The sequence below is a fragment of the Streptococcus sp. NLN76 genome (genome assembly GCF_015686645.1).
In the GTDB taxonomy this organism is placed as follows: Bacteria; Bacillota; Bacilli; order Lactobacillales; family Streptococcaceae; genus Streptococcus.
This window is the reverse complement of record NZ_JADPMS010000034.1, coordinates 1-22768: the sequence shown is the minus strand read 5'-3', so window position 1 is coordinate 22768 and position 22768 is coordinate 1. Positions and strand designations below refer to the sequence as shown.

Here is a 22768-nt window from a genome sequence, read left to right as displayed (position 1 = left end):
TAGCACGGTAATGGGCATTGTAATCCGAACCTTCTTGCTTCCCATAAGTTGTAAAATGAGTTGAATCGACATCAATGATAAGATTATCCAACTGATGAAATTGTAAAAAGAGTTGGATTAGTTCAAAATTAAGCTGTCTTAAAGCCTCAACAGTTTCTTCCGTTGCACGTGAAAAGAAACGTGACAGGGTTGATTGAGAGGCTACTTGTTTCGACTCTAGTAGCTGATAGAAATAAGCATCATCTTTCAATTCTTGACAGGCATAGTCTGTATCATGACCCGCTAGAATTTGAAAAATGAGTTGGATAACAATCATTGTGTCTGAGTAAAGAGGGGAATGGCGTTGATCATTAGTGACTAAATATTTGGAAATTAACTCAGCCAGCTTCAAGACCTCAAACAATTCTTTAAAGAGAATCAGTCCGCCATAATTCGTAAGATTTCCTCCCTCAAAAGAAAAATTATTGTTTTTGGCATTATTATTTGTTAGACTGAACATGTGGATTTCCTTTCTTTTTGTGGTTTTGTTTGCACTTATATCATAAAGGGGAAATCCTCTTTTGTCTAGTCGAATGTTTCACCCAATGGGTGAAAAGCAGAACCTTCCAGAAACCCTGTGATCAATACGGTTTCTGGAAGGTTTTTAAGTTAGGTATGAATAATTTGGGTTAACAGCTCGTTTATATTTAAGAAGGGAGAGGGCTTGGTCGCCGTGTTGAGCTTTATAACTTTTGTGGTCATAGGTGGCGATGAGGTCTTTCTCACCGATTTGATTTTCTTGGCCGGGGCGGTAGTAGTCGACAATGAATTGTAATTCATCTGCGCCGATGCTCCATTCTGCTGCTTTATCAAGAACTTTTTGTCGGATGGTTTCTTCTCGTCTTTGTTCAAACAGATGGGCGAAGGATTGGCCTTTGTATTGTTGGGGATTTTCTTGGACTTCTTGCCAGAATTCTTCCATCACTTGGGATAAAGGTCGGTTATTTTTACCTAAGTCTGCGATGTAGTCTGCGACAACTTTTCCTTTGGAAAGGATGTCTTCTTGGTTGTTAACGACATTTTCCATAAGCGAGAGAATGTAATGGTAGTTGATTTCGTCTGTTCGAACGGATTCCAGTTCATACTCGATATCAAGTGGTTCAGTATCCTCTTCATCCTCAGGCTTGCGCTGACGGAGTTCTTCAATTATATTTTGGTAATGACCGCTATAGTCTTCAATATCTTCTCGGCTAAGACCTACGGATTCCAAAAGCTTTTCTCGTTCGTAATCGGAATAGACTTGAACGGAGGCAAAGATTTTGTCAAATTCTTGAAAAGCCTTGACGAATCGTTTCAATTCAATGTCACTACTTTCCAATTCTGGAACTTGATTCGGACTTGGGGCAACTTCTCGAAGTTGAGCAACTTTATCAAGGAATTTTGCCTTTTCCTCTTCCCAAGATGGAGCCAAAACAGCTGTTTCTCCGCCATTTGAATAGAGATTAAGAGCTTCGTCCACTTTAGCCTTAAAGCGATCAGGGGTTTGGAAGGTAACGATTTGCCCGAATTCTTTAGACTTGTCAAATAAACGATTAGTACGGGAAAAAGCTTGAATCAGATGCTGTGGTTTCATGGGTTGGCGGTCGATAAAAATGGTTGATAGGCAGGGAGCATCGAAGCCGGTTAAAAGTCGATCGACCACAATAACTACATCCAATTGTTCTTCACGGAATGCAAATTTTTCTTTTTTCCGTGCCAACCGATCGTTCAAATCAGAATTATAAGAGGAGAGGTCAGCCACTCCAAAGTGAGTCCCAAACATGGCATTGTAATCTGCTAGCGTTTTAGCCATATGATCTTGGTTTGAGGAGGACATTTCTTCGTTTTCCGTCACCGAATAGGTAATCGCAACTTTCGGGAAGTCTGGAAGTTTTTCTTGAACGGATTTAGAAATTTTTAGACTCGTTTGACCTGCCTTAATCTTTTGGATTAAATCGTAATAGGCTTGCGCCCGCGCAATGGTTTTTACCGTTAAAAGTCCTTCATAGCTTTTGCCAACACCTTGATGTAAGCCAAGCTTGCGCTGGGATTTATTGAGAATAGCGTCTAAAACGGCCAGCATGTGTTCTTCTGAATCGTAAGCAGTATCGTCAATCAGCTCCTCTTCCATGTTTGTAATCGTCCGTTTGTACTCCACTTGGAAACCAAGGACGGCTTTATCATGTATCGCTTCTTTAATGGTGTAATGATGGAGACAGGGACCATACTGTTCCTCTGTCGTCTGTGCCAGGTCTCCTTTTTGTTCCCGTTTGTTGTCCTTGAAAATTGGCGTTCCCGTAAAGCCATACCAGAGTGATTGGAAAAAGAATTTTTCCAAGATGCGCTGGCGTTCTGGTGTCACAGCCCTGTGGCACTCATCCACAACAAAAGCCACTTTTAGCTCTCGAACTCTATTTAATTGACCAGCATGTCTCCCTTCCTCAAACTGGCGAAGCAGGGTATTTAATTTTTGAATGGTCGTAACGATTACACGCTGGTCTTCTGAAGCTAGATTCTTGAGCAGCTCACGTGTGTCATCTGTTTGATCAATATCAACAGTATCGTTCTCCGCATAGGATTCAAATGCTGCGGTTGTCTGTTGATCCAAGTCAGTACGGTCAATCAAAAAAATCGTTTTTCGAATAGTTGGAATCTGTAAGAGATTGCGACTTACCTTGTAAGAAGTCAGTGTTTTACCAGACCCAGTAGTATGCCAAATATAGCCTGATTTTTGTTCTTGACTGGCCTTCTTAATCGCTTCAATCGCATGTACTTGATAAGGTCGTAATAAAATCAAAGCCTTTTTATCATCGTCGATGACGCTATACTGCATCACCATTTGATGAGCCATTGGGATTGACAGGACCTCTTGAGCGAAATCGAAAAGATGTGGCATGGGTTGATTTTCTTTACTGACCCACTTGGTCAAAAACTGTGGGTTAATCTTTGAATCTTTGGCGGCTGCTATGTATCGTGTTTCCGTAATATTGGAAACAACAAACATTTGAAGGCATGAATAAATTCCCTTGAATTGTCCTTCCTTCTCGTATTTTCTCACCTGTCTCAAAGCATCCATGAAAGGTTTAGAACGAGATTTTAGCTCAATTTGAATCATGGGTAAACCATTAATCAAGAGAGTCACATCACCTCGTCTCTGCCGACTGGCTTCTCCTTTGGTCACAACCTGATTCACTAACTCGTAGCAGGATTTACCACCAGCAACATCCTCTCTCTGAACCACTACTAAGCGAATCCGACCAAGGCTGGCATCCTCCCTCTGAACCATCACTTTTGCGACCCCATTCTCTCCTGCTAGCCATTTAGCAGCCTCATAGAAGTTCGCAAAGTTCAATTGGTTTTTAATTTGATGTTTTTCTTGTTCCGTTAATGGATGATCAGATAGATATCGAACATTATTAGCAGCAAGGATTTTAAAAAAGTTTTCCCATAAATCCTCTACATCTCGAATGTCTGGACGATAGGTCCATTGACTTTCCCCTAAGGTCAAACGACGAATCAGTTCTTGTTCAAACTCCAACTCTAATCGCGGTTTGTTTTCTTTCACCAATTAGGCCACCCCATTTCTTTTTGAGGTACGCCAAAAAGCCTGCCCTAATAAAGAGCAGGTTTGATCTTGTATTTCAAAAAAATTCACTAAAACTAAGTTATATATATATATATATATATATATATATGTGTGTGTGTGTGTGCTGGGCGTTTCATCATCTGAAGATACTCCTATAGTTCATATCTAGTGCATATAGGCACAGGTCTGTTTCTATTTTATCGAATTCGGTCCAAACTGTCTATCTCTTTCTAAAATTAAGGAGGGGCTTCATCGGAATTTCAATCGATCTGTCCTCCCTCCCCTAACAATCAAAAAACCAGCCCCTTTACGGAACTGGCCTATTAGATTTTCAGGATAATGAGTTGACTTTATACTCTTTTAGTTTATCTTTTAATACTGTGTTAGCTCGTCTTGCCGTACCTCAGTACTGTCTTCGACTCGCTGCCTTGTACTAAAAGTAAACTAAAAGACTATACACTTTCAACCACTATTTCTTTGCCTTTAAGAAAATCATTTGCTATACTAGTTATGAAAGAGGTTGAGGTGCTAACTCAACCTCATCGTAGACCGTTGTAAAGACGGGACAAATTGATTGTCGACAAACAGCCGCTAATCACCTGTCAAGTTCATAGCGGCTGTTTGTCATTTTTTGTTCATATGGTTAATACATAAGACAATAAATGTCAACAGTGCCAGGAGTAAGATCCCGAATTGAAGCATTAGCCCTATGGCAGCTTCAACACTCATGCGAATTTCCTTTCTAGGTGGTTCCTGCATAAGCATCACCTCCAGATTCAGATTTTCGCCCCGCTTTGTAACTTTCTACTTTTCCAGTATACACTTTTCTCAAAGAGTTGTCGAAGATTTATCGGCGCTCTTTTCTTTTGGCATAAATGTACCAAGAAAGGAAATAAAGTTCATAGAGGATTCCACAGAAAACAAAAGCGAGCATAAAGGCATCCTGTGGCAGTAACAAAATAATCGGATCTTTTGCAGGATCAAAGAGCCAGCTGGAATCTCCTGGGAATAGGATTTGGTGGAACCAGATGAAGAACTGGTCAAATCCGACTAAGACTGCTAAAAAAGCAAGGCCTAGTGGAAGCAGGATCCACGTTCGGTACCAAGACGAGGGTAACCAGCGCCAAGGTTTGGTGATCACCATTCCAATACTTGTTCCGAGAAAAACCAATTGGCAGAAATGAAAGAGGAGTTTAACCACGAAAAAGTGGTAGAGTCCTGATTCCGAAGAGGGTAGGTCTGGAAACTTCAATTCTGTCACCCAGGGCAGGGTTAGGTAATCCATCAGAACGTCTACTTGCCGAGCTAAATCTTGGGCTGGCCTGCCTAGTCTACCTGGTAAATCCCAGACCTCTAGAAAGAGGGGGTAGCCTAGATCAAAAGCCAGGATGGTTAACAGAATGGAGGCAGACAGGCCCCAAAACACGAGAATCAGGCCTGTGCCCAGAATCCGCCTATTCATGGAAACTCCATTCCGCTAGGGAAGCCACCACATGGGTTGGGGGGATTGGCAAGTCAGGTACTTCTTCTGCTTGGGTAAATCCGGTCAGAACTAGTAGACTGGCAATGCCATTATCGATCCCTGCTCGGATATCGGTCATGTAATTATCCCCGACCATAACCACTTCTTCTTTGGTCAAGTCAATGCGTTCCAAGGCTTTTTCCATGATAATGGCTTGAGGTTTGCCGATATAGACAGGTTCCACCCGGGTGCTGGCTTGGATGAACCGAACGAGGGAACCAGCGCCTGGCAAGAGTCCTTCTTCTGTAGGGATATTCAGGTCTGGATTGGTTCCGATAAAATGGGCACCATTTTGGATAGCTAGACTGGCAATTTTAGCCTTCTCATAGGTTAAATCAGTATCCAATCCGACCACCACATAGGCTGGGTTAAGAGGATCTTCTTCAAAACCGGCTTCGGAGATGGCTGCCTTTAACCCGTCCTCACCAATGACGTAGGCGGTCTTCCCTAAATTTTTCTCCAACATATAATCCACTGTCGCAAGACTAGCGGTATAAATGGTAGAGAGGGGGACCGAGAGGCCGAAGCGCTCGGCCAACATGGTCTGGATGGCCTCAGGGCGGCGGGTGGTGTTATTGGTCACAAAGAGGTAGGGGATATCCCGTTTCTGCAACTCCTGGACAAAATCACGCGCCTCTGGGATCAGCTCCTTGCCCCGGTAAATGGTCCCATCTAAATCCAACAAATATCCCTTATACATCTTGATTCTCTCTCCATTCTACTTCAACTTGAGCCCGCAAATCGCCATCAGCATAGACTTCATGGCGCGACCGCCGACCCTCTACCTGCGTCTGCACGACAACCTCATCGGCTCTCCGAATTTCCTTCACATACTTAATCGCCACGCGCTCAACTTGGTGCTGCTCCAAAAAATCAAAACCCAAGCTGGCCATAGCCCACTCCAAATAATGTGCATTATTGACATGCCCATTCCGATCTATATTGAAAAAATGAAGGGGATGGGTCACCTCTTCAAACTGCTCCAATGCCTCAAAAGAGTGGGGGTTCAGTCCCCGTTTTTGGAAAACCGAGCCATAGCGCTGGACCAGCTCCTCTGGAACCCGGCTGAGTTTTCGCTTGGACAAATCTAAAAGCGCAAACAAGGACTGCATCTCCAGCAAGACCTGACCGGATGTATCCAGCACCCGAAAGCTCCGATGACAGAGAAACCGGTTGTGGGACAAGGCCTCGGTTTCTAGAATAACTTCCTCATCTAAACCAGGCAGGCGCGTGACCGTAACTTGGTGCTCCAAGACAATCCAGGCCAAGCCATAGCGGTCAGCCAAGTCCTGGTCAGAAATCCCCAGCGCTTGTGATTGCCTACCAGAAAATTGCAATAATTGACTGATAAAACGAGGCAGGGAAATTCGACCTGTCCTATCTACCCATTCAAATCGAATTGGAACTCGTTCTTGAAAAACTTTTCCCATATCTACTCCAGAATAAATCGTTCGGCTACTGTATCTCCTAAAAAGAGCCCTTTCTGGCTCGTTCGAAGCCGATCCCCTTCCCGAATCAGTAAGCCTTCCTCCAGCAATTTGGCTACGACTTTACCATAGACTTCTTCAAAAGAACGCGCAAACTTCTGCTCAAATCGCTGAATCGAAACCCCGGACCGTTTGCGAAGTCCAAGGAAAAGCTCTTCTTCCATTTGTTCTTTGAGGCTGAGTTCTTCTTTATAGACACGCGCATCTCCAGCCGCAACCGCCTCTAAATAATGGCGGATAGGACCATGATTTCGGTAACGAACGCCATTTAAATAGCCCGAAGCTCCTGCTCCTAGACCGTAATACTCTGCATTATCCCAATACATGAGATTGTGACGGCTCTCATAACCAGGCCGGCAAAAATTGGAAATCTCATAATGATCAAAGCCCGCCTCCTTGAGCCGATTGATAATATAGTGGAACATATCCACTTCCAAATCCTCCTGAGGGAGATTCAGTTGTCCCCGTCGCATCCGGTTCATAAAGACTGTATGATTTTCCAAAATCAAGGAATAGAGACTCATATGGGGAATATCCAAGGCCAAAGCCTTCTCCACATTGGTGACAACTTGGTCCATGGTTTGATTGGGCAAGGCATAAATCAAGTCAATGGAAATATTATGAAAACCTGCAGCCTTGAGCTGATCGATACTTTCATAAATATCCTTCTCCTGGTGCATCCGACCGATCTGCCGTAATTCTCGATCATCAAACGTCTGAACTCCAAGCGAGATCCGATTCAAGCCCGCCTTGGCCATCACATCAATCTTATCCTGAGACAAATCCCCCGGATTCGCCTCCAAGGTCCACTCCTGCACCTGGCTAATATCAAAAATCGACGCCAAGCCTTCCAAGAGGAACTCCAATTGCGGTGCCGACAAAGCTGACGGCGTTCCACCCCCGATATAAAGCGTATCTACAGGCCCCGGCTCATAAGCCCGAATCTCCTCCATCAAAGCCCGTAAATAATCATCTACCGGTTGGTTCTTAATAAAGACCTTAGAAAAATCACAGTAATGGCATATTTGTGTACAAAAAGGTATATGGACATAAGCTGCCCTTGGTTTAGTATTCATGCTTTCTATTATACGATAAATTTATACATTCAGATAGCCCTTTCGGATATCAAAAAAGACCCTAATCACTAGAGTCTACATCTAATGTTTGAGGTACTGCGCCTTTATACAAAACAATTTAGTTCAGCCAATACGATCTCTACCTTCTTATGTCATCCCCAATCTTTTATCAATCATTCTCAATTTTTTAAGATTCATTTTCGCTGCCTAATCAAGAGTTTTTGGAATGGAGCTTCCATGTACATTAAGCGATAGGGAAGCAACGCTTATACTTTTAACAAAAAACGTATTTTATTCATCTATACTCCCTTCATTTCTATCATTAGACTTCCTGCAAAACACTGACGGAACTTGAGATTCATCGGAGTTATCATTTGAAAAAAGACTGAGTCACAAGATATTTCAGTGTGGTTATGCGATATATCCTGCTGTGAAATTGGATCATATACATTAGTTTCGCAGGAAGTCTAATATTTCAAGCAAAAACCTATTTAAAAATTCTGTAATTTCTTCTCAGCTATCGCTTCTGATAGAGTTTTAGAAAAGTTTAACCCTTATTCATTTCCCAATCGATCTCCCCATCTGGGAATCGGTATAAGTCTCTGACCAGATTTATCCATCTTTACATGAGATTCTTTTCTTTCCTTAACTTTTTCCAGCCATGAGAGGAAAGTAGCGCAACCATTTTCTTTTTCGACATAAGCATAGTGATTTTATCTCCTGACAAGAAAAGCACGCCATACGTGTAATACGTATTTAAATAAAAACCAAAGACTGGGAGCATCTAACCTCTGCATATTCATTCTTCAACAAGCATGTTCTAACTTTCTTCCATTACCTTAAAAATAGACTTAATCTTATCTAGAAATGGAACTGAAGACAAAAGTTGTAACCTACAATGCTTAAAAAGCAGCAGAAAAGTTAGTTGATCACACTTGTAACTAAATCCACACGAGGGAAAATAATTTCAACCTTATAGAAAGGGCCATCAGTTTCTTGATGGTAAAGACCACCGTTATTACTGACGAGTTTTCGAATATTTTTCGTTCCAAGACCACTCTTTTGACGGTGGACACGGCTGCTTTTTTCTTTAATATCAAAAGGATTCTGGATGGCAATCGTTAACTTGTTTTTAAAATAGTAAATCTGTAACTCTATAGGAGAAGCAGCAGTCTCAAGCCGAGCAACTGCCGCAATACTGTTATCCAGTAGATTCCCCAAGAGAATTGCAATGATATTCGGATTAAGCGCTATATTCTCAGGCAAGAGACAATGGATACGGACCTCTACACCAACTTTTTTCGCCTCACTCTGTTTCTGATTGAGCAAGTAATTCAAAGTACCGTCGTTCGTATAAAAAGTTTCTGAGGATTCCAAGCTAGCTAGATTTTGCCCCAGAACCTGTTTCACTTGGTCATACTTCTCTTCCTGCAGAAGAGCAAGGAGGGTCACATGATGATTTTTCAAATCATGTTTGAGTGCCCGAGTAGCCTTAGCGCTCTCTAGCAGTCCTTCCCATCTCTCCATTTCTGATTGTATTCGAATGCGCTCCACTTCTTCTTTCTGCATCCAATCATAGAAGAAAAGTACAAGTCCATTAATGATGAGCAGGCCAAAAGTTAAAATGAGTCTGTTTTGTTGTTGCGTCAATTCCAAAAATAGGAGAACTGCTGTAATGATTGGAACAATGGTCAATCTTAATATGCTAGCACCTCCCTCGGTTGGACGTACAAATTGTTTTAAGAAAAAAGTTAGCAGTGCTCCCAGTAAAATCAGTAAATTGATGTAGATAAAAAGACTTTCAATGGTGTACAAATTGGCAATAAAATTCATCAGAACTAGTGCCAAACAGCTCTCTAGAAGTAAGCTTTGAGCTAAAAAGAAAAATGTCCAAAACACACCTTGTTTCCAAGAATGTCCGTAGATACGAGCTAAATAGAGATTCGCGACCCCTCCACAAAGGATAGAAACGATAGCCGCTAATGATAGATCTTGATAGTAGACATAGACTTCCACTCCTACTAGTCCTACTAAAAACAGAATCTGTCTCCAGTTTGGGAATTTTGAATAGGATTCTTGATAGAAAAAGTAACCCATCATAAAGATATTTGCGATAGCTGTATAAATATGAAACAGACTAATTAAAACCATTTAGCTTCCTTAAAATTTGAAAGATCTGATTTGGAAGTTCTTTACGAAACTTCCGACTAATTGGTAAGGAGCTCCATCGACCATCTGGATGAGATAAGATGACATTCCCTCCCTCAAGTTTATAAAAATACTGAACATTAAAGATATAAGAATTATGAGACTGCACAAAATAGTTTGCAACTTGCTCTAATACTTCCTTAGTGGACATAAAGCAAGTATGGATTCCTGTCAAAGTATGAATGACAAGTTTACGCCCTTCCTTTTCGAAATATAAAATCTCCATCATGTGTAGATTATAATGAACATGATTGTAGGAGAAAGTAAAAAATCGTTTACTTAGGACTAAAACTTGTTCCGCCCGCTCCATCACTTGTTTAAGACGTTCTAATGCTAGTGGTTTTAATAAATAATCAAAGGGTTGAAGTGGAAAAATTTTTTCCATATACTCACGATGACTTGTTAGAAAGACTATCAGAATATCCGGATTTTGTTTGCGCAGTTTCGCAGCAACATCAATACCTGACTGTGAACCCAGTTCAATATCTAAAAAAAGAAGATGGTAATTAGATGCCCCAGATTGCAATAATTTTTCAGGTTTTTCATAAATATCTAACGTATAGTCTATTTCTGAAAAATTCTCTGCTAGCGCACATTCGACTATCGTACTTGCTTGAGGGTTATCATCGCAAATGGCTAGTTTAAGCAATATAAATCCACCTTCCTTGATAAATTATTGATTTTATTATACCAAAAATGACATAAAATCTGCAGTTTTTTACATAAGAATCTATGGCGACTCATTAAAAAGATAAAATAAGGAAAATATAGAAAGGAGATGGGGATATGCGACAGGCAAAAGTTCGTGAGCCTATTCAGGCTGGTGATGTTCTGTGGGTTGTTTTCTAGGAATGAAGAAAACCATGGGGTTAGGAATATCACAGATTTCTAATCCCCTTTTTCTATCCAAGATTATCATTTATAGTCTTTTAGTTTACTTTTAGTACAAGGCAGCGAGTCGTAGACAGTACTGAAGTACGGCAAGACGAGCTAACACAGTAATAAAAGATAAACTAAAAGACTATAGGAGGAAGTACGATGAAGTTTAAAAGACCATGCGTAAAAAATATCTACCCTATCTATTCAATAAATGAGACCGTTTTTCGAATTGGAGCTCAGTTAGGTATTACGAAAGAATTTGTAGACCCTTCAGGACAGCTGTTGGCCTTAGCAAATCAACTAAATGGAAAACCACTATCCCTTGTGATTGAGAATCTAAAAGAAATGTATCCTACTTTAACGACTGAGGATATCGAATTTGGAATTGATTTATTGGATCAAGCAGATGTTTTAGAAGAATATTGTGAGCTCCCAATAATTGACGATAGATATATTCCAAATATTCATTATTTCCGTAGATATTTAAAGGATATTAACAAATGTATAGATATACAGAGAAACATTAACGAGAGTTCCGTTCTACTGCTTGGGCTAGGGGGAGGTGGGGCAAATGTTTTAACCTTACTAGCTGGCTTAGGACCCAAACAACTGACAATCGTAGACTACGACACTGTCGAGCTGAGTAATTTAGGACGTCAACTTCTCTATAAGCAAGACGATATTGGTTTGAGTAAAGCAAAAGTTGCCGAAAGAGAGTTTCGAAAAATGAACTCGTCTGTCGCATTAAAAGCTATTACAAAAAAAATAGAATCTTCAGCTGATGTGTATGAACTTATTTTAGAATCTAAAGCGACAATTGTGATTTGCGTCATGGATGAGCCTCCTTTTACCGCACAGAGACGTGTAAATGAAGCTATCATCAAGGCAGGAGTTCCTTGTATATTTGGTGGTTCTCAGATAAGTAGAGGACGCATCTATTCTGTTATTCCCGGAATAACCGGTTGTTTTGATTGCTTGAACATTCACTATACAAAAACTTCGCCAAATTTTGTAGGGCAGTTTTTAGGATTTCAAAAAATAAATTTTTCTCCGCCTACAATTGCTTATGGACCAGCTATTTTTCAATTAAGTGCAGTACTTGCAGACGAATTCGTCAGGGTTCTCACAAATTACACACCACCGATGAGTTTAAGTACACAATTTGAAGTAAACTTTGAAGATGGAGCTTCATTCTGCCATGATCCATGGCCCCGCTACGAAGAAGATTGTCCTACATGTGGAGACGGAAATGTGGAAGACTGGGAAATCTTTTCATACTATAGCGATGAAAAGGAGTATGAAACATGGACTTAGAAATTAAACATCTATCCAAACAGTATGAAAAAGAACAGTTTTTCGCAAACAAAGATATTACGTGTACTTTCCCTGCTGGTCAGTTAACTGCTTTAATCGGTCATAACGGAGCAGGAAAAACGACCCTACTCAATCAGATCGTAGGTCTCGTTAAGCCGACTTCAGGCCAAGTACTGTTTGAGGATCAATCCCTAACAATAAATCCCGATGATGCACGTATGAAGGTAGCAATGATGCCCCAGTTGCATGCCCCTCTAAAAGGCGTTTCAATCCGCCAAGCAGTTCGTGCAATTGGCAAAATTCGGGGATTGTTAGGTTCAGAATTAGAAGAGCAGGTGTCGCACATTTTAGACGCTCTAGATATTCGGAAATGGGAAAACAAATCTGGGGATCATTTATCTGGTGGTCTCAAGCGTCTAACCTCTTTTGCGATGGCCGTCATCGCTCCCCCTCCCATCCTACTTTTAGATGAACCGACCAATGATGTTGACCCCATCCGTCGTAAGTTACTTTGGTCTTACCTTCAAGGATTAACGGCTTGCGGACATATAGTAGTCGTTGTTACCCATAATATTCTTGAGGTGGAACAATATGCTGACGGTTTTTATCTATTGGAACAAGGACAAATTAAAGCAGCAGGATCTGTTAAAAAACTCTCCCATCAAGCTAAAATAAAGATCAGTTTTCTTCCTCAAAACCTTCACGTGTTAATGGATTTCCCACTTTCCTTCATTCACAAAGAAGATGGTCAGATTGAAGTCCGAGCAGATAATGGAGAGGTACCACAGGTTCTAACGTGGATGACGAAAAAAATTGAAAGAGAGGAAATTAGCCATTACAGCATAACAACTGTAACCTTAAATGACCAATACGAGGAGATGAACGATGACCAGTAAGCGACAACAACTATTAGCTTTGATGAGCTGGAGCTACATCCGAAACAGGAATTTATTGCTACTGTGCTGCATTTTTCAACTACTGATGACCTTGGCTCTAACATTTGGTTACTCGCAGATCATACCACAAGCGGATGATCAAATTAATCTTTACCTGGCATCTGGTGCAATTACTATGGGGATGGTGACCATCGGGACAACGATCGCTCCACAGACCTTAACAAATGATAAAGAAAACGGACTTGTAACCTATGTAAAAACCCTTCCTGTAAATAGAGAACTTATCCTTCTTTCAGATATACTTATATGGAGCCTTTCGGCTATTCCCGGTGTCTGTATTTCTTTCTTAGTAGTATTTTTAAAATTTAGGATCCTACCTACCTTTAGTTGGTCAGGTCTGTTGGTCCTTTATCTCATACTTGTAACGATGATTAGCCTTGGTTTTTCTATTGCCTATGCTACTAGTCCTAGTTTAACAATTTTAATGACACAAATTATCTTGATGATTGGTTTACTCTTCGCACCGATTCTATACCCAGCTGAACGGATACCTGCTGCAATTCTTGCAATCTATCAATTCCTGCCCTTCGTTCCTTCGGGAGATTTAATTCGCAATACATTCTTTCAAAATCAAGACATCGCCTGGCCCAAGGTTGGAATTGTAGTATTTTGGCTACTCACCTGCTCAGTAATCTCCCTAAAGCAGTTGAAAAAAAGGTTCTAATATTTAAGAACTGTATCCCATAGACAACTAAACTTTTTAATATAAGAAAAAAGGGACTGTATTGACTCAAAAACAAGAATCGGTCCCTTTTTTCTTTTCCTTCGTTTTATTCCCTTAACTCAGACTTAACTAATTTCAATCAAAATACTCTCAGAATTTCAAAAAATAACAAGGAAAGACTATGACGGTAGTGCGTGCACGCATCAAAGAGGCTCGACAAAGTCAGAATTTGAAATTCAATGAGTATTAGACTAATCAGTTAACCTTATTCTTCTACAACCGTATATTTACTTGCTTCTTCCAAATACTTGGCGTAGCTACCGTCTTTTTTAACCTTAGCAATGACCTTGTTGACAACTTCTTGGAGTTCCTTGTTGTCTTTTTGCATAGCAACGGCTGTACCGACGGTTTCTTGGGTTTTCAGCGCCGCGTCTGAAATCGCCAATTTGTTATTTTGCGATACATAGCCAAGAGCTACGGCTTCGTCAATGGCTACTGCATCTACTTTACCGGCAACCAATTCGTTGATGGCTTCACCCATGGCTTGGAGAGAAACCAATTCAGCGGAAGCCACTTGCTCTTTTGCCAATTGTTCTTCGAGGGTTCCCTTTTGAGCGGCTACTTTTTTGCCCTTAAAACTTTCTAAATCTTTGAGACTTTCCTTGTCTTCAGCTCGGACTAACAGGACCCGTCCGTTTTCATAGTATGAATCCGAAAAGGTGACCACCTCTTCCCGTTCCGGTGTTTTGGAGAGGCCGGCGAGGGCAAGATCAGCTTTGCCGCCTGTTACACTGGTCAAAACATTATCAAAGCTCATGGTTGAGACTTCTAATTCAACCCCAAGTTCATCCGCAATGTCCTGTGCTAAGGAAATATCCGCTCCGACAACCTGGTTTTTACCATCGATAAGGGTTTGAAATTCGAATGGAGCATAGTCTGGACTGGTTGCGACGACCAGCTTCCCTTTTTCCTTGATCGCTTCAGGGGTAGACCCTGAACTACTAGAACCACAGGCTGTTAAGGCCAAGCCTAGAGCCAGAATCCCAACACCTTTCAATACCGTTTTTAATTGCATGGTCTTACTCCTATTCTTCTACTACCGTGTACTTACTTGCTTCTTCCAAATATTTGGTATAGCTATCATCTTTTTTAACCTTGGCAATGACCTTGTTAACGACTTCTTGCAATTCCTTGTTGTCTTTTTGCATGGCAACCGCGTTACCTTGAGACTCATCGGACTTTAGCCCAGCTTGGGCGATTGCTAAAGCCTTATTTTGGCTGATATAACCTAGGGCAACAGGTTCATCAATGGCTACAGCATCCACCTTGCCAGCGACCAATTCATTAATGGCCTCTCCCATGGCTTGGAGGGACACCAATTCCGCGTCCGCTAACTGATCCTTCACCATTTGTTCTGGAATCGAACCTTTTTGCGCCGCCACTTTTTTTCCTTTGAAAGAATCCAAAGATTGGTATTGATCCTTGTCTTCCGCCCGAACTAGGAGCGAATGCCCATTCTCATAGTAAGAATCTGAGAAGGAGAGAACGGCTTCCCGCTCTGGCGTGCTGGTCAGACCAGAAATGGCTAGATCCGCCTTCCCACTCTGAAGGGTCGATAGCACATTATCAAAATTCATGGTTGAAACTTCGAGCTCGACCCCCAATTCGTCGGCGATGTCCTGAGCTAAAGAAATATCTGCACCCACAACTTGGTTCTTCCCATCAATCAAAGTCTGGAACTCGAATGGAGCATAGTCTGGACTGGTTGCGACGACCAATTTCCCTTTTTCTTTAATGGCTTCTGGTGTTGAAGCAGTGCTTGAACCACAGGCTGCCAAGCTAAGACCCAAGCCTAAAACAGCCATTCCTTTAAGAATATTTTTTACGTTCATCTTGTATCTCCTCTTGTTTGATGTGAATATTATACATAGTTTTTGTATAATTTACAAGATGTTTTTGAAAAAACTTCGATTTTCTGAAAAAAGCTGTTTGGGACAAGGCCCAAACAGCTTTTTAATCTTCCTCTACCAAAAATAATTCTCGGTTTTTTAATTGAATTTCAGAAACCTTTGCATATTTTTTAAGTTGTTTCAATTCCTGGGGATGGCTGACAAAGGTGATCACAGAACCTGGTCGCCCCATGCGGCCGGTACGTCCAGCCCGGTGGGTATAGGTATCCTTATCCCGTGCCAAATCCACCTGAATCACACAGTCTAAACCTTGGATATCAATTCCTCTGGCTACCAAATCGGTTGCTAGGAGGAGAGAGATGGAGCCATCTTTAAAACGATCCAAGATTTGTTTACGCATCTGTACATTAATATCACTAGCCAAGGAATAGGCTGGCAAGTGATGGTACTGGAGCTTCTCCTCCGCATTGCCCACATCTGATAGGGCATTGAAGAAGGCCAGGGCTCGAAAGTCATCCACTGCTAAGAGTTTCCGGAGGGTCGCCACTTTTTCACGTTGGGGCACTTGCATGTAGAAGTGCTGTAAGTGACTGGATTTTTCTTCTTGACCGAGGGCAATCAGGCGCGTGCCTTCCTGCAGCTGGTCCATCGGAATCCCCTGAGTCGCACTCATATAGATATGGGTGTGGGTCTTAGGCACATAGGTCAACAGACGCTCCACAAACGGTAATTGGGAAGTGCTCAACAACTGGTCAAATTCATCCAGAACAATGGTATCAATAGACAGTAATTTGATTTTTTTGAGTTTAACCAATTCTAGAACCCGTCCGGGGGTTCCAATTAAGACCTCAGGCCCTTTCTTCAGGCGTTCCATTTGCCGTTTTTGGCTAGAACCGGACAAAAAGAGTTGTGTCTTAAGGCCCAAGTCTTGGGCCCAAGCCTGTGTCACTTCATAAATCTGACCTGCTAACTCACTATTAGGAGCTAAGATGAGCACCTGCTGCCCTTGGCCTTTTCGCACCTTTAATAAGAGTGGCAATAAATAAGCCAGTGTTTTTCCTGTTCCAGTTGGGCTAATCCCTAGCAGCGATTCTCCATTTTGAATGGGCTGCCAGAGTGCTTCCTGAATTGGCGTAGCTTGGTCAAAGCCGTCAGCCTGCCAGCGTTCCTGCCAGACTTGGGGAAAATTATTCAACATCTTGGTCTCCTTCAAATACAATAGCCGCATCTTGGCGTAATTTCCAAATCGTTTCATGGACGTCAAGGGCCAGCTGTGCCCATTTTTCCCAAGCAAGCCAATCTTCGTTCTCAATGATCTGCGCAAAATCCTCAGCCTCTTCTGCCATCTGGTGACTGGCAGCTTGAACAGGAATAATTTCTTCCTCACCAGCCAAATCTCGAAAGCGAATAGACTTGATCTCTTCTACCGAATCCAAGATCAAGGTTCCCTGGCTGGTATAAATCTCACTTGGCAGATAAGTCGTGTAGTTTTTTGCAGTCTGGATCGTCACCAAACTTCTTGGGTAGACCAAGTTGGCCTGACCTGCCAGATCGACATCCCAATCCCATTTTTGAGCCTGATAAGAAACCTGATCAGGTTTCCCAAACCAGTAATGGGCCACATAGAGAGGGTAGATCCCCAAGTCCATCAAGGCACCACCGCCAAATGTAGCAGAAAAGACATTGGGCAACTCACCGGCTAATAGGGCGGGCATTTTAGAAGAGTATTTGCCATAACGCAGATTAGCTCCCAAGATTTCCTGATCTTTCAAAAAATCGGAAACAAGGGTTACAGCCTTTTCATGCACATTCCGTGCTGCTTCAAAGAGCATAGCCCCTTTTTCCTTGGCCAAAGAAAATAAGCTGGCCCACTCAAAAGGACGTAAAACTGCTGGTTTCTCCACCACGACATGTTTTCCACCTTCAAGGGCCAAGCGGCTATGTTGGAAATGAAGGCCATTGGGCGAGGCGATGTAAATCAAGTCGAGTTTGGGATCCGCGAGGAAGGACTCCAAAGAGTCGTAAGTCTCTATCTCCGAACCATATTGATCCGCAAAAGCTTGGGCTTTCTCAAGACTTCGTGAATAAACCGCACCAAGTTTATAGCCCCCTGCTACTGTCACAGCCTTCATCCACTCATGGGCAATCGGGCTGGTTGCTAAAATTCCAAATGTAATCATATTTTTTCACCTCACTCCATTATAACATGGTCCAGGCTACTGACATAGCAGGGAAAATAGTGTACAATGAATAGGAAAAATAGAGAGGACGATTTCATGCATAAAAAACCAATCATTATCGGTGTAACAGGTGGATCCGGTGGCGGAAAAACCAGTGTATCTCGGGCCATCTTGTCCAATTTCCCAAATGCTAAGATTGCCATGATTGAGCACGATTCCTACTACAAGGATCAGTCTCACCTAACTCCTGAGGAGCGGGTCAAAACCAACTATGACCATCCCCTAGCCTTTGACACAGATTTGATGATTGAACAATTGAGCGAACTCCGCGCTGGACGACCTGTAGATATCCCAACCTATGACTACACTGCCCATACCCGCAGCGACCGCCGTTATCGCCAAGAACCTCAAGATGTCTTTATCGTTGAAGGAATTCTAGTATTGGAAGACAAGCGTCTCCGTGACCTCATGGATATCAAAATCTTCGTAGACACCGACGATGATGTTCGTATCATCCGACGGATTAAACGGGATATTGAGGAACGCGGTCGCAGCTTAGATTCTGTGATCAAACAGTACCTTGAAGTGGTCAAACCCATGTATCACCAATTTATCGAACCTACCAAACGCTATGCGGATGTCATTATTCCAGAAGGGGTCACCAACAAAGTTGCCATTGACCTCATCAATACGAAAATTGCTGCTATTCTAAGCGAAACAGAATCAGAGGAATATGAGAGAAACAAGGACTAGGCCTTATGCCTGGTCTTTTTCATATCTTGACAAAGCTACCAATTCTGCTATACTAACCACTGTACAATTGTTTGGAGGATTTCATGAATCGAACACTGTTAAAAAATCAAGCCAAGGAAGCTTTGGCTGGCAACTGGACTTGGGCAGTTGGCTTAACCATGTTGCTAACATTTTTACCTGGAATCATTAGTGTGCTCACATATGGTCTTGGAGGAATCCTGTCCTTATTCTTTTTCGCTAGTGCTCAAATGGCCTTTCTTAACCTTTTAGACAAGCAAAAGGAAGAAAATATCTTCACTGCATTCTTTACTGCTTTCCGCCAAGGTCGTTTCATGCCTGTCCTCATCAGCGGTATCCTTCAGTATATTTTCTTATTCTGTTGGACCCTCTTATTGATCGTACCAGGTTTGATTAAGTCCTATTCCTATTCCATGACCAACTATATTATTGAAGATTTGGTCGCCCAAGGTAAAGACATCGAACCAACTGAAGCCATCACCAAATCACGGATTCTGATGGATGGTCATAAACTAGACCTCTTTCTCTTAGACCTTAGTTTTATTGGCTGGGCTCTGCTTTCCATCCTAACTTTTGGAATCGGTAGCCTCTGGCTATCTCCTTATATTTACACAACCCGTGCAGCCTTTTACCGTGAATTGGCTGCGGCTAAACCTGAAGTTTTAGGGCTATAACAAAAAGCAAGGAAATCAATCCTTGCTTTTTGTTAGTCTTCTAATTTGCTTTTAGTACAAAGCAGCGAGTTGTAGACAATACTCAAGTATGGCAAGACGAGCTAACACAGTAATAAAAGATAACCTAACGGAGTATGTTATTCAATCAGACCATCACGGTCATAGTAAATTCCTTGTGGATCAATGCCCTTGACTTTGAGTAATTCTGTCACGGTCACAAATTCATAACCTTCTTCCTTGAGGTAATCAATAACTGCCGGTACCGCATCAATCGTCTCTTTGTGGATATCATGCATAAGGACAATCCCCCCCGGTCGTGCATAGGTCTTCACCTGGTCTAGAATCATCTCTGGATTGTGGTTCTGCCAATCTAAGGTATCCACGGACCACAAAATCGTTGGAAGTCCTGCATACAGTTGAGTCTGAGCTGTGTAGTTTCCAAACGGCGGCCGGAAGAGCTTGGAATCAATACCAGTCGCTCGTTTGATTTCACTCTGCGTCTCGCGAATCTCAGCCAAGGCACCATCTGTTGTCATGAGCTGTAGATTCGGATGATTAAAGGTATGGTTGGCCACTTCTGACCCTTGTTTGTTCATGCGGCGCAGAATCGTTTCATTTCCAGCTACATTCCGTCCTAATACAAAGAAGGTTGCAGGAACTTTCTCCTTGTCTAAAATATCGAGCAGCTTCGGTGTGAGCTGGGTATCCGGACCATCATCAAAAGTGAGAGCAATGACCTTCTTGGTCGAAGGAGCCATGTAAGCCCGGTAGGACTCTGCATCCGCTCCTTTGAGCATCTCTGGATTGACCACATCAAACAAAATCGTTAAAGGCACCGCTACTTGCTTGACCTCTCCAATTGCTTGAGGAAGTTGAATCCAGAAGCTCTTCTTATCATAGTAGAAATCCCAATCGGCTAAGTCTGTGTATTGCAAACTTTCGATCACTTCTGCCACACGATTGGCATTTAAATTCTGAGATAAAAGGTTGGCCTTGATCATATCCAGCATTTTGGAGTGAGCTGCTTCAGGATCCTGGAAGAGCTGATCCATCCGAAGTTGTTCACCTTCATCTGTATAGTAGTAAGAAGCGAGAGTTGTCTCTTTCTCAGTTCCTACATAAGTTGGAGATACAGGATACTCCCTTTTTACCAGCTTAACCTGCTGGGTATTGGCAAAAGCCCCTTCTTCTTTATCCACTAAATAAAAAATCAAGGCATTCAAATCCTTATCTTCCCCTTCAGGATTCAAGGTCTGCGTATCCGCTAAGATTAGGTCCTGAATTTGCTGGTTGGTACTGGATTCCAAATTGCTAGGATAGTAAGCCACCACCTCGGCTTGACCGATCCGACCGTATTGCTTGGCACTCTTAGACTCCTTAGCCAAGGCCGCATTCTCCTGCTTGAGTTGCTCAATCTTAGAACTAGCCTGCCAGCGATCAAACTGTTCAGGAATCATCGGCAACAGCAACAAAGCCGCCACTAGCATTCCCAGAAATATCACAAATAACAACCAATTTTTCGGACTAATCTTCTTCACAAACCGAACCCTCCCTCCTAGTTTCACAATCTCTATTGTACGATAGATAGAGGGAATATTCAAATGATTCTATTGTTTCACACAAAGAAATTAAAGATTGGTTTTTTCTTGAAGATTTTCTAGAAAAGCTTTAAGATTACGAATGAAGAGTTAAGAGAGAAAAAATTACACTTTTGTTCTGACATTTAAATCAATCCTCTCACTCTTACTATCGACACTTTTCGATTCACTATATCTAATGGAGGTTATATCTATGCTAACAAAACTCAATTCACGTACGCTTACAAATATATATGGAGGAAACTCTGGGACTTGTAAATTTATAATGGAAGGAGCAAATGGTTATTCCTGTCGCTATCCAAATGGTAAATGGGATTATATAGTCACGAAAGGGATTTTTGAGGCAACCACCAATACAATCACAACTGGTTGGGCAAAATCACTCGGACAAGGCTATTACCTTCCAGGATATAGAGGGTAGAGAATGAAAATAAACTTTGAAAACATCCACAACCAAATCTACAATCTTATCCTTGATCCGAAGATAACTGAATCGGAACGAAACATTTTACTGCACTTTAAAAATCTATTTTCTGAAAAAAATGATGAAAAACGATTTCTGATGGAATTAGCCGAATCTCTTCGGCAATTATCTGTTGAAAACATTCAGCACCAAAAAACTCTTAGTCCACCAGTCGCAGCGCTCTACAAAGAGATTTCCAGCGTTGGTTTTTTCGAAGAAAATCTGGGAAGAGGCTTAATTGCGGCTAGCGGATTGTGGTTAAAGTGAGGCAGTCTTCCTACTGGATTTTTAACTATGGTTAAAGACCAGTCCTATGCATAAAAAACATCCTATCAGTTGAACTGACGGGATGTTTTCATGATTTATGGTTGGATAGCCACCCGTAACTTATAGTCAATGAAAATCAATCTTAAACTAGGAAGTGAGCCGCAGACAGTCTACTGTCTGACTTGACAACAGTTAAATTTGATTTTCAAAGAGTATTACATAAAGGCAGGTTTAGGACCATCCGTTCCTGGTTTGTTTAGACCAATATTTTGACGGCTGTATTTCTCAGGATTTCTTGCCAGATCAAGCGCAGCTGCAGCTACACTGCGGCGAGAAATCTCAGTCCCTTTGAAGGGCTCATCCCGCAAGGTTACCTCGTAGTCCACTTCCGCTTGATTGGTCAACCAAGCAGGTCTGAAAATGGTGTAATCCAAGTCTGAAGCCTCAATAATCTCTGCCGCAGCCTGATAAGGGGGCAAATAAGCACCAATTGCCTGATTATTCCATGCTCCAAAAGCACCAGGGACTTCATCAAGAATCCCAAGCGTTGTAACAAAACTCATGCGCGCCACACCTGCTTCTTTCATCGCAGTAACCAAGGCATTTGCATGTGCTTCCATATCTCCTGCAAGACTAGCGAAGACAAAGTCCACTCCTTCCAGAGCCGGTACTAAATCCTCAACACTGTCGGCACTACCTTCAAAGATATGCACACGATCACTCGGTAAATTCACATGGGATAATTTTTCCTGATTCCGTAGAAAAAGATTCAAATCCCAGTCTGTCTCACTTAGAATTAAGTCAATCGCTTCCAAACCAATGCGGCTAGAAGCACCGATTATTGCAAATTTCATGATACCTCCAAGATTGCAAGAAAAAACCTTGGATAAATCCACAATGTCATTAAGTTAAGACCTAGAATTTAAAATAAGACCACATTTGAAAGCTCATAATTACATCAGACTTTCAAATGTGGTCCTTTTGTGCACGCCAAATAAAGGTTTTTGTGCCCTTTTTTAAAAATTATGATACTCTATAGGTGAAACTTACTACTGATTGATTTTTCAATCGCCTTTCAAACGTCCGACCTGGACGAATGATTGATAAATGTCTTTCTATGTAAGTTTTCAACTTAGAAGAAGTGAGCCTGTTTTTCAGAAATTGTTTACAGGCATAAACAGCATCAGAAAAGCAG

21 protein-coding genes and 1 pseudogene are annotated in these 22768 nt (G+C 41.8%); 7 read left to right on the top strand and 15 right to left on the bottom strand.

What is annotated here, in order from left to right:
• The 8 genes from I1A59_RS07055 to I1A59_RS07015 all read right to left on the bottom strand — a co-directional run.
• A partial coding sequence (locus tag I1A59_RS07055) for a transposase (RefSeq protein ID WP_196092077.1) occupies positions 1 to 499 on the bottom strand: 499 nt, incomplete at its 3' end.
• A 144-nt stretch (positions 500 to 643) separates the two neighbouring features.
• A complete protein-coding gene (locus I1A59_RS07050; RefSeq protein WP_196092076.1) occupies positions 644 to 3583 on the bottom strand; it encodes a type I restriction endonuclease subunit R in 2940 nt (979 codons plus the stop codon).
• A gap of 868 nt (positions 3584 to 4451) precedes the next feature.
• Positions 4452 to 5066 (bottom strand): TIGR01906 family membrane protein, encoded by a 615-nt coding sequence (locus I1A59_RS07040; RefSeq protein WP_196092074.1) that lies wholly within the window; start codon positions 5064 to 5066, stop codon positions 4452 to 4454.
• A complete protein-coding gene (locus tag I1A59_RS07035; RefSeq protein WP_196092073.1) occupies positions 5059 to 5826 on the bottom strand; it encodes a TIGR01457 family HAD-type hydrolase in 768 nt (255 codons plus the stop codon). The genes I1A59_RS07040 and I1A59_RS07035 overlap by 8 nt, the downstream gene beginning before the upstream one ends.
• Positions 5819 to 6556, bottom strand: coding sequence for an acyl-ACP thioesterase domain-containing protein (locus I1A59_RS07030; protein WP_196092072.1), 738 nt, complete (start codon positions 6554 to 6556; stop codon positions 5819 to 5821). Before I1A59_RS07030 ends, I1A59_RS07035 begins: the two co-directional genes overlap by 8 nt.
• 2 nt (positions 6557 to 6558) lie before the next feature.
• Complete coding sequence (gene hemW / locus I1A59_RS07025) at positions 6559 to 7689, bottom strand: radical SAM family heme chaperone HemW (protein ID WP_196092071.1); 1131 nt, start codon at positions 7687 to 7689, stop codon at positions 6559 to 6561.
• 921 nt (positions 7690 to 8610) lie between these two features.
• Positions 8611 to 9840, bottom strand: a complete 1230-nt coding sequence (locus I1A59_RS07020) for a GHKL domain-containing protein (RefSeq protein WP_196092070.1) — start codon at positions 9838 to 9840, stop codon at positions 8611 to 8613.
• Complete coding sequence (locus I1A59_RS07015; RefSeq protein WP_196092069.1) at positions 9827 to 10546, bottom strand: LytTR family DNA-binding domain-containing protein; 720 nt, start codon at positions 10544 to 10546, stop codon at positions 9827 to 9829. Before I1A59_RS07015 ends, I1A59_RS07020 begins: the two co-directional genes overlap by 14 nt.
• Positions 10547 to 10935: 389 nt before the next feature.
• On the opposite strand from I1A59_RS07015, the gene I1A59_RS07010 reads away from it, so the two are divergent.
• Genes I1A59_RS07010 through I1A59_RS07000 form a run of 3 tightly spaced genes read left to right on the top strand, consistent with a single transcriptional unit; the run spans position 10936 to position 13710 of the window.
• Positions 10936 to 12090, top strand: coding sequence for a ThiF family adenylyltransferase (locus I1A59_RS07010; protein WP_196092068.1), 1155 nt, complete (start codon positions 10936 to 10938; stop codon positions 12088 to 12090).
• Positions 12081 to 12986, top strand: a complete 906-nt coding sequence (locus I1A59_RS07005) for an ABC transporter ATP-binding protein (protein WP_196092067.1) — start codon at positions 12081 to 12083, stop codon at positions 12984 to 12986. Before I1A59_RS07010 ends, I1A59_RS07005 begins: the two co-directional genes overlap by 10 nt.
• On the top strand, positions 12976 to 13710 hold the full coding sequence (locus I1A59_RS07000) for an ABC transporter permease (RefSeq protein ID WP_196092066.1): 735 nt from the start codon (positions 12976 to 12978) through the stop codon (positions 13708 to 13710). The genes I1A59_RS07005 and I1A59_RS07000 overlap by 11 nt, the downstream gene beginning before the upstream one ends.
• 265 nt (positions 13711 to 13975) lie before the next feature.
• Here the strand turns inward: I1A59_RS07000 and I1A59_RS06995 are convergent, their stop codons facing one another.
• From I1A59_RS06995 to I1A59_RS06980, 4 genes are all read right to left on the bottom strand, one after another.
• Entirely contained in the window at positions 13976 to 14785 is an 810-nt protein-coding gene (locus I1A59_RS06995; RefSeq protein WP_196092065.1) for a transporter substrate-binding domain-containing protein, read from the bottom strand.
• Between the two features lie 10 nt (positions 14786 to 14795).
• Positions 14796 to 15602, bottom strand: coding sequence for an ABC transporter substrate-binding protein (locus I1A59_RS06990; protein WP_196092064.1), 807 nt, complete (start codon positions 15600 to 15602; stop codon positions 14796 to 14798).
• A gap of 121 nt (positions 15603 to 15723) precedes the next feature.
• A complete protein-coding gene (locus I1A59_RS06985; protein ID WP_196092063.1) occupies positions 15724 to 16818 on the bottom strand; it encodes a DEAD/DEAH box helicase in 1095 nt (364 codons plus the stop codon).
• A complete protein-coding gene (locus I1A59_RS06980) occupies positions 16808 to 17800 on the bottom strand; it encodes a Gfo/Idh/MocA family oxidoreductase (protein WP_196092062.1) in 993 nt (330 codons plus the stop codon). Before I1A59_RS06980 ends, I1A59_RS06985 begins: the two co-directional genes overlap by 11 nt.
• Before the next feature lie 96 nt (positions 17801 to 17896).
• On the opposite strand from I1A59_RS06980, the gene udk reads away from it, so the two are divergent.
• Positions 17897 to 18553, top strand: coding sequence for a uridine kinase (gene udk, locus I1A59_RS06975; protein WP_196092061.1), 657 nt, complete (start codon positions 17897 to 17899; stop codon positions 18551 to 18553).
• An 83-nt stretch (positions 18554 to 18636) separates the two neighbouring features.
• Positions 18637 to 19245 carry a DUF975 family protein gene (locus I1A59_RS06970; RefSeq protein WP_196092060.1) on the top strand — a complete coding sequence of 203 codons (609 nt, stop codon included), beginning with the start codon at positions 18637 to 18639 and terminating at the stop codon, positions 19243 to 19245.
• Positions 19246 to 19382: 137 nt separating this feature from the next.
• Here I1A59_RS06970 and I1A59_RS06965 read toward each other — a convergent pair whose 3' ends face one another.
• On the bottom strand, positions 19383 to 20783 hold the full coding sequence (locus I1A59_RS06965; RefSeq protein ID WP_196092059.1) for a polysaccharide deacetylase family protein: 1401 nt from the start codon (positions 20781 to 20783) through the stop codon (positions 19383 to 19385).
• 253 nt (positions 20784 to 21036) lie between these two features.
• Between I1A59_RS06965 and I1A59_RS06960 the strand changes: the two genes are divergently transcribed.
• Together I1A59_RS06960 and I1A59_RS06955 are read left to right on the top strand one after the other, a co-directional pair.
• The gene (locus tag I1A59_RS06960) at positions 21037 to 21264 is read left to right on the top strand and encodes a garvicin Q family class II bacteriocin (RefSeq protein ID WP_196092058.1); all 228 of its coding nucleotides are present in this window, start codon (positions 21037 to 21039) and stop codon (positions 21262 to 21264) included.
• A 3-nt stretch (positions 21265 to 21267) separates the two neighbouring features.
• Positions 21268 to 21573 (top strand): bacteriocin immunity protein, encoded by a 306-nt coding sequence (locus tag I1A59_RS06955; RefSeq protein WP_196092057.1) that lies wholly within the window; start codon positions 21268 to 21270, stop codon positions 21571 to 21573.
• Between the two features lie 215 nt (positions 21574 to 21788).
• Here I1A59_RS06955 and I1A59_RS06950 read toward each other — a convergent pair whose 3' ends face one another.
• On the bottom strand, positions 21789 to 22427 hold the full coding sequence (locus tag I1A59_RS06950) for an NAD(P)H-binding protein (protein WP_210766471.1): 639 nt from the start codon (positions 22425 to 22427) through the stop codon (positions 21789 to 21791).
• Positions 22428 to 22596: 169 nt separating this feature from the next.
• Positions 22597 to 22768, bottom strand: a pseudogene (locus I1A59_RS09695) (IS4 family transposase); the annotation flags it as partial.